The organism is Variovorax sp. KBW07 (genome assembly GCF_003852515.1).
In the GTDB taxonomy this organism is placed as follows: Bacteria; Pseudomonadota; Gammaproteobacteria; order Burkholderiales; family Burkholderiaceae_C; genus Variovorax.
The window spans coordinates 49,778-59,626 of the sequence record NZ_QAJK01000064.1 but is presented as its reverse complement, the minus strand read 5'-3'; the positions used below and the strand labels follow the sequence as shown (position 1 = coordinate 59,626).

General features: G+C 68.7%; 8 protein-coding genes. 2 read left to right on the top strand and 6 right to left on the bottom strand.

Features of this window, described 5'->3' with window-relative positions; all coding sequences use genetic code 11:
* Nucleotides 1-63 precede the first annotated feature (63 nt).
* The 3 genes from DBV14_RS14590 to DBV14_RS14580 are packed head-to-tail and all read right to left on the bottom strand — an operon-like array spanning nucleotide 64 to nucleotide 3,635.
* Nucleotides 64-1,803 (bottom strand): cobalt chelatase, encoded by a 1,740-nt coding sequence (locus DBV14_RS14590; protein ID WP_124459877.1) that lies wholly within the window; start codon nucleotides 1,801-1,803, stop codon nucleotides 64-66.
* The gene (locus tag DBV14_RS14585) at nucleotides 1,800-2,786 is read right to left on the bottom strand and encodes an AAA family ATPase (RefSeq protein WP_124459876.1); all 987 of its coding nucleotides are present in this window, start codon (nucleotides 2,784-2,786) and stop codon (nucleotides 1,800-1,802) included. Before DBV14_RS14585 ends, DBV14_RS14590 begins: the two co-directional genes overlap by 4 nt.
* 30 nt (nucleotides 2,787-2,816) lie before the next feature.
* Entirely contained in the window at nucleotides 2,817-3,635 is an 819-nt protein-coding gene (locus tag DBV14_RS14580; RefSeq protein ID WP_124459875.1) for an IclR family transcriptional regulator, read from the bottom strand.
* 173 nt (nucleotides 3,636-3,808) lie between these two features.
* Here DBV14_RS14580 and xsc point away from each other — a divergent pair, with 173 nt between their 5' ends.
* Nucleotides 3,809-5,641: a sulfoacetaldehyde acetyltransferase gene (gene xsc, locus DBV14_RS14575; RefSeq protein WP_124459874.1), complete on the top strand. Its 1,833-nt coding sequence runs from the start codon at nucleotides 3,809-3,811 to the stop codon at nucleotides 5,639-5,641.
* A 7-nt stretch (nucleotides 5,642-5,648) separates the two neighbouring features.
* Nucleotides 5,649-6,863: an acetate/propionate family kinase gene (locus DBV14_RS14570; RefSeq protein WP_124459873.1), complete on the top strand. Its 1,215-nt coding sequence runs from the start codon at nucleotides 5,649-5,651 to the stop codon at nucleotides 6,861-6,863.
* A 9-nt stretch (nucleotides 6,864-6,872) separates the two neighbouring features.
* Here DBV14_RS14570 and DBV14_RS14565 read toward each other — a convergent pair whose 3' ends face one another.
* Genes DBV14_RS14565 through DBV14_RS14555 form a run of 3 tightly spaced genes read right to left on the bottom strand, consistent with a single transcriptional unit; the run spans nucleotide 6,873 to nucleotide 9,847 of the window.
* Entirely contained in the window at nucleotides 6,873-7,874 is a 1,002-nt protein-coding gene (locus DBV14_RS14565) for a tripartite tricarboxylate transporter substrate binding protein (RefSeq protein ID WP_124459872.1), read from the bottom strand.
* Between the two features lie 45 nt (nucleotides 7,875-7,919).
* Nucleotides 7,920-8,921, bottom strand: coding sequence for an Ldh family oxidoreductase (locus DBV14_RS14560; RefSeq protein ID WP_124459871.1), 1,002 nt, complete (start codon nucleotides 8,919-8,921; stop codon nucleotides 7,920-7,922).
* Nucleotides 8,918-9,847, bottom strand: coding sequence for a hydroxyacid dehydrogenase (locus tag DBV14_RS14555; RefSeq protein ID WP_185546018.1), 930 nt, complete (start codon nucleotides 9,845-9,847; stop codon nucleotides 8,918-8,920). Before DBV14_RS14555 ends, DBV14_RS14560 begins: the two co-directional genes overlap by 4 nt.
* Nucleotides 9,848-9,849: the final 2 nt, after the last annotated feature.

Sequence of the window (9,849 nt, the reverse complement as noted above, 5' to 3'; positions counted from 1 at the left end):
GCCCCGAATGACCCCGCTCCCAAACAGCAGCGCAACAACAGAAGCGATGTAGCTAGAAACGCCTCACCGCCGATGACGCCCAGCCATCAGGTCGACAACCTCGCGAAAAATCGTGTTGCCCGCCGACGCGGCCAGGTCGAGCACATGACTGCGGCTGTAGTACGGACTCAGGTCCAGCCCCACGCCAATCCCCGAAATCGCGATGTCGCCACGCTGCTCCTGCCGAGCCACCACATCGCGCAAATGGTGGTCCAGATAGTGCGCGTCGTTCGCCAGATGCGTCGCGCTGTCCATCGGCGAACCATCTGAAATTACCAGCAGCAGCTTGTGTGCCTCAGGGCGTTCGCGAAGGCGCGTGCAGGCCCAGTCGACTGCTTCGCCGTCGATGCCCTCGCGAAACAGGTCGGCCTTCAGCAATGCGGCCATTGCAGGTCGGGCGCGGCGCCATGGCGTGGCCGCGGCCTTGAACACCAGGTGACAACGCTCGTTCAGGCGCCCGGGGTGAGCAGGCCGGCCGCTGCGTACCCACTCGCGCTGCGGTCGGCCGCCGTTCCAGGCGCCGGTGGTGAAGCCCAGCACTTCGCTGGTCACGCCCGCCTGCTCGAGCGCACATGCGAACACGTCGACCATCATCGCGACCGATTCGGCGTGCTCCTTCATCGAGCCCGAGCAATCGATCAGGAAGCTCACCATGCAGTCGGCCACCGGCGCCATGTGCTCCGTGCGGAACAGGCGGCGCTCGGTGGGGGAGGCCACGAGCTGCGCGAGGCGGCGGCCGTCGATGACACCTTCTTCCTGCCCGCCATCCCAGCCGTCGCGCGTCGGCTCGGCCAGCAGCGCGCGCAGTTCGCGCGCCAGGCGGGCGATGTTCACGCCCTGCGCGGCGATGCGGCGGTCGAGTTTTTCTCGCAGGTCGGCGAGCACTTCCTTGCGTGCCAGCCTGGCTGCGTCGTGCTCGCGGTCGTAGGCGGTGCTGAACACACGGTAGGCGCCGCCCGCGTCGTCGAGCACCGCGCTGCGGCCCGACTCGGCGGTGGTGAAGCGCTCGATGATCTCCTGGTCCATGTCGGCGACCAGGCTGAACACGCTGCGCTTGTCGTCCACGTGCGGATCGCGCGCGGCGCCGTCGCTGCCTTCGTCGCCGGCCTCGTGCAGCATCGCGGCGACGGTGCGTGCGATGGCCAGTGCGTGCACGGCATAGGTGGCCTGGTCGGCACGGTCGCGGCGCAAGCCCGCGAGCGCGTGGCCGAGCAGCGGCGCGAGCGCGAAGCGCGTGGCCTCAAGCATGTCTTCGGTTTCTTCCACCACCTGCTGGCCAGTGACGCGGGCGCGGCAGATCTGCGCCACGGCATACAACAGCAGGCCGCGCGCGGTGTCGGTCAGGCCCGAATGGTGGAAGGCGAGTGACCACCGCTCGTGGCGGTGCCGCAGGTTGTGGCGCATGCCGGCCATGACCTCGGGTGCGAGCGCTTCGACGCGGAACTGCTCCAGCATTTCGAACAGCATGCGCTCGACCGGTTCTTCGGGGCGCAGGCGTTCGTGCAGCGCGGCATCGGAGCCGGCAAGGCGCAGTGCGAGGCCGTCGGCCACGCCGCGGAACGAAGAAAAATCGTCGGTCTCCGGCGAGGGATGCAGGTGCGGCGCGAACCATGGCAACGCCACGCGTCCACGGTGCAGGCGCCGTCCGCGAAAGTGCAGGTCGCGCTCGCCGCTGAAGGCCCGCACCACGCCCGCGCACAGCTCGGCCACCAGCTCTTCCTGCCGCACGCGGCGCTGCATCGCGCTCGCGGGCGTGTCGGTCATGGCTGCTGCGCGCCCGGCGAGAGCTGGTGCGACTCCTTCAGCTCCTGGTCGAAGCAGCGCTGGAAATATTCGGCGACCAGCGGGCGTTCGGCGTCGTCGCACTTGTTGACGAACGACAGGCGAAAGGCCAGCGCCGGGTCCTTGAAGATCTCGACGTTCTCGGCCCAGGTGATGACGGTGCGCGGCGACATCAGCGTCGACAGGTCACCCGCCGCGAAGCCCTTGCGCGTGAGGTCGGCCACGGCCACCATCCGCGCGACGAGCTTGCGCCCGGCGTCGTCGGCCAGTGACGGCACGCGCGCCTGCACGATGGCGATTTCTTCATCGGCCGGCAGGTAGTTGAGCGAGGCGACGATGTTCCATCGGTCGATCTGCGCATGGTTCAGGCGTTGCGCGCCGTGGTACAGCCCGTTGAGGTTGCCCAGGCCCACGGTGTTGGCGGTGGCGAACAAACGAAAGAAGGGGTGCGGCCGCAGCACCTTGTTCTGGTCCATGAGCGTGAACTTGCCGTCGCGCTCCAGGATGCGCTGGATGACGAACATCACGTCGGGCCGGCCCGCGTCGTACTCGTCGAAGATCAGCGCCACGGGCCGTTGCAGCGACCACGGCACGATGCCTTCCTGGAACTCGGTGACCTGTTGCCCTTCGCGCAGCACCACCGCGTCCTTGCCAACGAGGTCGAGCCGGCTGATGTGGCCGTCGAGGTTCAGCCGCACGCAGGGCCAGTTCAGCCGCGCGGCCACCTGCTCGATGTGTGTCGACTTGCCGGTGCCGTGCAGGCCCTGCACCATCACGCGCCGGTCGCGCGTGAAGCCCGCGAGGATGGCGAGCGTCACGTCGGGGTTGAAGCGGTAGACCGCATCGACCTCGGGCACATGGTCGTCGCGCTCGCTGAAAGCGGGCACCTGCAGGTCGGTGTCGATGCCGAACACCTCGCGCACGCTCAGCATGCGGTCGGGCCGAAGGTCTGCGGTGTCGGTCACGGTGTGGGCTTTCGAGAATCGGATGAAGGATCAGGCCAGCGCGCGGTCGGAGCCGGCGTCGGTGTCGATGCGGCTCAGCGCCAGCGCGGCGCGCTGCAAGGCCGGCAGCAGCGTCTTCGCCTTGGCCGCGTCGAGCCGCATGATCGGCGCCTGCACCGCGATGCAGAGGTTCGAAGGCGCGTCGTCGCCCGAAGGCACCAGCGCGGCAATGCACAGCAGGCCGGGCAAAAACTCTTCGTTGTCGATGGCAAAGCCGCTCTTGCGCACGCGCTGCACTTCTTTCTCGAGCGCCTCGGGGTCGGTCAGCGTCTTGGGCGTGTAGGGCTCCAGCGGCGCATTCGACAACAGGCGGCGGCGTTGCGCGGTGCTCATCTGCGAAAGAAAAATCTTGCCGCTGGCCGAGCAATGCACCGGCACGCGCGAGCCCGAGTGCAGGTAGAAGCGCAGCGGCGCGGCCGTTTCCACGCGGTCGAGGTACACCACCTCGCTGCCCGACAGCGCCGTGAGGTTGCAGCTCTCGCCGATCTCTTCGACCAGCTGGCGCAGCACCGTGTGGCGCGCGCCGTGCAGGCTGTCGTTGAGCAGCAGGTTCTCGGCCAGCCGCCGCAGCCGCGTGCCGATGCCGTAGTGGCGCCCGTCGCCTTCGCGCTGCAGCAGGCCCGCGCCTTCGAGCTGCTGGAGCATGCGGTGCAGCGTGGGCTTGGGCAGGCCCGTTTCTTCGACCAGGCCCTGCAGCGAGTAGCGCAGGTCTTTCGCGGCCATGACTTCGAGCAGCGCGAACAGCCGCATGGTGGGCGTGTCACCCGCGGGTTCGGTGGCCTCTGGCGTGAGCCCTTTGACGATCTTCATGGGGCCGGATCATAGTCTTTTTACAAAAAACAAGACAAGGCGTACCGTTTTTTGTAAATTGTTTGACGCCAGCGCGATGCCGTCCTATATTCCGCCGGAATGAAATTCGGAACAAGGGGTTCCGACTTTTCGAGTTGCCGAACAACCCACCATCCCTCCAGGAGACGCCTTCCATGAGCCAGAAGAAACCCGCCGCACCGAACCAGGCTTCACGCGAAGCCGTCACCGGCGTGCAGAAAATGACGCCCTCCGAGGCCTTCGTCGAGACCATGGTCGCCAACGGCGTGACCGACATCTTCGGCATCATGGGCTCGGCCTTCATGGACGCGATGGACATCTTCGCGCCCGCCGGCATCCGGCTGATTCCGGTGGTGCACGAGCAGGGCGGCGCCCACATGGCCGACGGCTATGCGCGCGTGTCGGGCCGCCACGGCCTGGTCATCGGCCAGAACGGCCCCGGCATCAGCAACTGCGTGACGGCCATCGCGGCGGCCTACTGGGCGCACAGCCCGGTGGTGATGATCACGCCCGAGACCGGCACCATGGGCATGGGCCTGGGTGGCTTCCAGGAAGCCAACCAGCTGCCGATGTTCCAGGAGTTCACCAAGTACCAGGGCCACGTGAACAACCCCAAGCGCATGGCCGAATACACGGCGCGCTGCTTCGACCGCGCCATCTCCGAGATGGGCCCGACGCAGCTGAACATTCCGCGCGACTACTTCTACGGCGAGATCACGGTCGAGATCCCGAAGCCCATGCGCGTGGAGCGCGGCGCGGGCGGCGAGAACAGCCTGGACGCCGCGGTCGAACTGCTGGCCTCGGCCAAGTTCCCGGTGATTCTTTCGGGCGGCGGCGTGGTCATGGGCGATGCCGTGGCCGAGTGCCAGGCGCTGGCCGAACGCCTGGGCGCACCGGTCGCCAACGGCTACCTGCGCAACGACTCTTTTCCCGCGAGCCATCCACTGTGGGCCGGCCCGCTGGGCTATCAGGGCTCCAAGGCCGCGATGAAGCTCATCGCGCAGGCCGACGTGGTGCTGGCGCTCGGCTCGCGCATGGGCCCGTTCGGCACGCTGCCGCAGCACGGCATGGACTACTGGCCGAAGGACGCGAAGATCATCCAGGTCGAAGCCGACCACACCAACCTCGGGCTGGTGAAGAAGATCACCGTGGGCATCCACGGCGACGCGAAGGCCACGGCCAAGGAACTGCTCAAGCGACTGCAAGGCAAGACGCTGGCCTGCGATGCCACCAAGGCCGAGCGCGCCGACAAGATCAAGGCCGAGAAGGCCGCCTGGGAAAAAGAACTCGATGAATGGACCCACGAGCGCGACCAGTACAGCCTGGACGCCATCGAGGAAGCCAAGGGCGAGAAAACGCCCACCGGCGGCAGCTACCTGCATCCGCGCCAGGTGCTGCGTGAGCTGGAAAAAGCCATGCCGCCGCGCGTGATGGTGTCCACCGACATCGGCAACATCAACGCCATTGCCAACAGCTACCTGCGCTTCGAGGAGCCGCGCAGCTTCTTCGCACCGATGAGCTTCGGCAACTGCGGCTACTCGCTGCCGACCATGATCGGCGCCAAGTGCGCGGCACCCGACCGCCCGGCCGTGGCCTATGCCGGTGACGGTGCGTGGGGCATGAGCATGGTGGAAATCATGACGGCCGTGCGCCACGACATTCCGGTGACGGCCGTGGTCTTTCACAACCGCCAGTGGGGCGCGGAGAAGAAGAACCAGGTCGACTTCTACAACCGCCGCTTCGTCGCGGGCGAACTCGAAAGCGAAAGCTTCGCGGGCATTGCCAAGGCCATGGGCGCCGAAGGCATCGTGGTCGACAAGCTCGAAGATGTGGGCCCCGCGCTCAAGAAGGCCATCGACATGCAGATGAACGAAGGCAAGACCTGCGTCATCGAGATCATGTGCACCCGCGAACTGGGCGACCCGTTCCGCCGCGACGCGCTGGCCAAGCCTGTACGATTCCTCGACAAGTACAAGGACTACGTCTGAACCACCCATGGCCGATGCGCTGCTGACTCTCAACGCCGGATCGTCGTCGATCAAGGTCGCGCTGTTCGATGCGGCCGATGAGGCACGCAGCGATGGCCGTGTGCTGCCAGCGGCGCTGTGGTCGGGCCAGGCCGATGGCCTGGGCGCGGGCCTGAAGGCGCGGCTGCGCGTGCGCGATGCCAAGGGCGAGACCCTGCACGACGCGCCGCTCGATGGCGCGCAGGCCTCGCACCAGGGCGCGCTCGCGGCGCTGCTCGACTGGCATGCCCAGCAGGGCGACGGCCGGCGCATTGCCGGTGTCGGGCACCGCATCGTGCATGGCGGCACCGACTTCGTGGCCCCGGTGCGCATCGATGCGCAGGTGCTCGAAGCACTGGCCAGGCTGGAGCCGCTGGCACCGCTGCACCAGCCGCACAACCTGGCCGGCGTGCGCGCGGCCATGGCCGCTTTCGAGGGCGTGCCGCAGGTGGCGTGCTTCGACACCGCCTTCCACGCGGTGCAGCCCGAGGTCAACCGCCGCTTCGCATTGCCGCGCGCGCTGCACGACGCGGGCGTGCGGCGCTATGGCTTCCATGGGCTGTCGTACGAATCCATCGTGGCGCAGCTGGCGCATGTGGCGCCCGAACTGGCGCAGCGGCGATTGATCGTCGCGCACCTGGGCAACGGCGCCTCGATGTGCGGCATTGCGCAAGGCCGCTCGGTGGCCACCACGATGACTTTTTCTCCGCTCGACGGCCTCACCATGGGCACGCGCTGCGGCCACATCGATGCGGCCGTGGTGCTGTACCTGATGCGCTCGCGCGGCATGTCGGCCGACCAGGTCGAGACGCTGCTGTTCCGCGAATCGGGCCTGCTCGGCATGTCGGGCGTGTCCAGCGACATGCGCGCGCTCGAAGCCTCCGCCGAGCCCGCCGCGGCCGAAGCCATCGGGCACTTCGTCGAGCAGGTGGTGCAGCACATGGGCAGCCTGGCGTCGGCGCTGCGCGGTGTCGATGCCATCGTGTTCACCGGCGGCATCGGCGAAAACGCCGCCGGGCTGCGCGAACGCATTCTGGAAGACTGCGAATGGCTGGGCGTGAACGTCGATGCCGCCGCCAACCGCGCCCCCCACGACGGCGCGCAGCGGCTCACCACGCCGGAGAGCCCGGTCAGCGCGTGGGTGCTGCGCACCGACGAAGAGGCGGTCATTGCGCACCACACCGCGCAGGTGCTGCGCGCCTAGCCTGGCCGGCTAGCTCGGCTGGATGTCCGCCGCCTTGATGACGTGCGCCCAGCGCGCAATCTCTTCGGCCAGGAACGGCGCAAAGCGGTCCGGCCCGCGCGCATCGATCACGAAACCCTGCTGCCGCATGCGCTCTTCCAGGCCCGGCTGCGACAGGATCTTCACCACCTCGGCACCCAGCTTCTGCACCGCGGCATCGGGCATGCCGGCCGGCGCCATCATGCCGGTCCAGTTCTCGACCTGCAGCGCCGGCATGCCGGCTTCGGCCGTCGTCGGCACGTCGGGCAGCGAGGGGTAGCGCGTCTTGCTGGCAATGGCCAGCGCGCGCAGCTTGCCGCCCTTCACGTGGGGAATCGATTCGGGAATGTTCGAGAACACCACGTCGAGCTGGCCGCCGATGAGGTCGGTCATGCAGGGTGCGCCGCCCTTGTAGGGCACGTGCTGCACGGTGGACTTGTTCAGGTCGTTGAAGAGCGCCAGCGTCAGGTGCGGCGGGGTGCCGCTGCCGCTGGAGCCGGCGTTGAGCTTGCGCTCCTTCGCTGCCGCGATCAGGCCCTTCAGGTCCTGGATGGGGCTGGCCACCGGCACCACGATCAGCATCGGGCTGCCGGCCAGCAGCGCCACCGGTCGCAGGTCTTTCTGGAAGTTGAACGGCGACTTGGGGAACAGCGTGACGTTGGCCGCATGCGTCAGCGTGATCGCCAGCAGCGTGTTGCCGTCGGGCGGCGCCTTGGCCACCACGTCGGCGCCGATCTGCCCGTTGCCGCCGGGCCGGTTGTCGACCAGCACGCTGACTTTCCAGCGCTCGCCGAGCTGCTGGCCGATCTGCCGCGCCATCACGTCCGTGAGGCCGCCCGCCGGAAAAGGCACCACGTAGCGCAACGTGGCGTCCGGCTTCGGGTAGTCGCCGCCTTGCGCCCTGGCAAGCCCCGGCACCAGGGTTGCCAGCGTTGCCAGTGAGCCCGTGGCCGCCAGTGCGGCGGTCCCTTGCATCCATTCGCGTCGTTTCATCGTGTTGTCTCCTGTTGTTGTGTTCGGGAAAAAAGCGTGCGGCGGCTACCGTCGCCACTGCGCGAGCAGCGCGTCGGGCACCTCGATGCCGTCTGCCTCCGCGCGCCTGCGCAGTGCTTCGCGCCGCGCGCCGGGCAGGCGCACGCCGTCGTCGCGCAGCATCTCGGCCACCAGCACCTCGACGCGGTCGAGGTAGCTGGCCGAGCCCGCCAGCGCACCGGGGTCGATGACGATGAAGGCCTGGCCGATGCGCGGCCGGTTGCCCGCGTCCTCGAAGAAGCTCGATGCCTCGAAGCCGAACTGCGCACCGATGAGCGCGGTGACCAGCAGCTCGACCACCAGCGCCAGCATCGCGCCCTTGGGGCTGCTGGCCGCGCCGATGGGCAGCATCGAGCCTTCGAGCGCGGCCTGCGCGTCGGTGGTCGGCTGTCCATCGCGGTCCACGGCCCAGCCGGGAGGGATCGGCTTGCCCTGCTTCGCCGCGACCATCACCTTGCCGCGCGCCACTTCGGAAAGGCTCAGGTCGATCATCAGCGGCAGCGCTCCGCGGCGCGGAAACACCGCGGCCACCGGGTTGGTTCCGAAGATGGGGTGGCGCCCGCCCGCCGCCGGCATGGCGGCCGGCGAGTTGGCGAAGCCCAGGCCGACCATGCCCGCTTCGGCCACCGCGCGCAGGTGGTCGACCACCACGCCGCAGTGGTGGCTGTCGGTCACGCCCGCAATGGCGATGCCGAAGTCGCGCGCGCGGGCCATGGCCTCGGCCACCGCCATCTCGCAGGCGGCGAAGGCCAGGCCCTCTTGCGCGTCGATCAGCGCGGCGGCGCCTTTCTCGCGGCGCAGCGTGGGCACTGCATGGCCGTTGACGCGGCCGTTGCGCAGGTGCGTCGCGTACTGGGTGACGCGACCAAGGCCGTGCGAACCCAGTCCTTGCGCCTCGGCCAGCACCAGTGCGCGTGCTGTTGCCGCGGCCATCGCGTCATTGGCGCCGGCCGCGCGCAGTGCCGCGCGTACCGCGTCGCGCGCGTCCTGAAGGCTCATCGTCGTCATGGTTCCAGCGCCTCCAGCACCTTGCGCGCGATCAGGCTGCTCACGCGCTCGTTCGACTCGGTCGTCACGCCCGCGATGTGCGGCGTCAGCAGCAGGTTGGGGCAGCCCTCGAAATGCGCGCTGGCCGCGAGCGGCTCGGCATCGAACACATCGAGCGCCGCACCGCCGAGCCGGCCTTCGCGCAGCGCGAGCGCCACGGCCGCTTCGTCGACGATGCCGCCGCGCGAGGTGTTGATCAGCACGGCACCGCCTTTCATCGCCGCGATGCGCGCGGCATCGAACAGGTGGCGCGTGCCGTCGACCAGCGGCACGTGCAGGCTCACCACATCGGCCTGTGCCACCAGTTCGTCGAGGCCGAGTGGCTGCGTGCCGTTCTCCGCAAAGGCCGGATGGTTCGCATCCATCATCGCGTCGAAGGCCACGGTGCGCATGCCCAGCGCTTTCGCAAGCCGCGCCGTCAGTTGCCCGATGGCGCCGAAGCCGACCAGGCCGAGCGTCTTGCCCGACAGCTCGCGCCCGTTCGACAGCGCATTGCGCGGCCAGCGGCCCGCCGCGACTTCGGCCGTGGAGCCATAGGCGCCGCGCAACAGCAGCATCGCGCTGGCAATGACGTATTCGGCCACGCTCAGCGCATTGGCCCCCGTGGCCGGAATCACGCGGATGCCGCGCGCCTCGCAGCCCGCCACGTCGATGTTGTCCAGCCCCACGCCCAGGCGGCCCACCACCGTGCACTGGGCCAGCGTGTCGAGCAGCTCGCCCCGCACCTGGGTGCGGTTGCGCACGATCAGCGCGTGGGCCCACTTCGCTTCGCGGTACAGGCGGGCGCCGTCGTCCACCAGGGCCACGTCGTAGAGAACGTCGTGCCGCTCGCGCAGTTGCGCAACCGCGGCGGCGTCCATGAACTCCGCAATGACGATGCGTTTCATGG

What these genes read in the sequence shown, in the direction of transcription:
- xsc (WP_124459874.1), top strand. Translation starts at nt 3,809, where the DNA reads ATGAGCCAGAAGAAACCCGCCGCACCGAACCAGGCTTCACGCGAAGCC.
- DBV14_RS14580 (WP_124459875.1), bottom strand. Translation starts at nt 3,635, where the DNA reads ATGAAGATCGTCAAAGGGCTCACGCCAGAGGCCACCGAACCCGCGGGT.
- DBV14_RS14565 (WP_124459872.1), bottom strand. Translation starts at nt 7,874, where the DNA reads ATGAAACGACGCGAATGGATGCAAGGGACCGCCGCACTGGCGGCCACG.
- DBV14_RS14560 (WP_124459871.1), bottom strand. Translation starts at nt 8,921, where the DNA reads ATGACGACGATGAGCCTTCAGGACGCGCGCGACGCGGTACGCGCGGCA.
- DBV14_RS14570 (WP_124459873.1), top strand. Translation starts at nt 5,649, where the DNA reads ATGGCCGATGCGCTGCTGACTCTCAACGCCGGATCGTCGTCGATCAAG.
- DBV14_RS14555 (WP_185546018.1), bottom strand. Translation starts at nt 9,847, where the DNA reads ATGAAACGCATCGTCATTGCGGAGTTCATGGACGCCGCCGCGGTTGCG.
- DBV14_RS14590 (WP_124459877.1), bottom strand. Translation starts at nt 1,803, where the DNA reads ATGACCGACACGCCCGCGAGCGCGATGCAGCGCCGCGTGCGGCAGGAA.